Here is a 295-nt window from a genome sequence, read left to right as displayed (position 1 = left end):
CCCGCAGAGCTTCATTCCCGCCGCCGAGCGCTACGGCCTGATGCCGTCGATCGACCGTTGGGTGGTGCGCAATACATTCCGCATCCTGGCGGCGCGGCAAGCCGATCAGCGCATGCCGCCGATTGCCACATGCGCCATCAATCTTTCCGGAGCGACGTTCGGCGACGAGACGTTTCTCGGCTTCCTGCGCGAGCAGTTCCTCGTCCATGGCATTTCGCCGGCCATGATCTGCCTGGAGATCACCGAAACCAGCGCCATCGCCAATCTTACCAGTGCCATGCGCTTCATGGCCGAC

At 63.1% G+C, this 295-nt stretch carries 1 protein-coding gene; it reads left to right on the top strand.

Annotation, left to right across the window (positions count from 1 at the left end):
- The coding region (locus tag EN852_RS39295) for an EAL domain-containing protein (protein ID WP_135879942.1) at positions 1-295 on the top strand (295 nt) is incomplete at both ends.

It is taken from the genome of Mesorhizobium sp. M2E.F.Ca.ET.209.01.1.1 (assembly GCF_004010375.2).
Taxonomy (GTDB): Bacteria; Pseudomonadota; Alphaproteobacteria; order Rhizobiales; family Rhizobiaceae; genus Mesorhizobium.
This window is presented reverse-complemented; position numbering and strand designations above follow the sequence as displayed.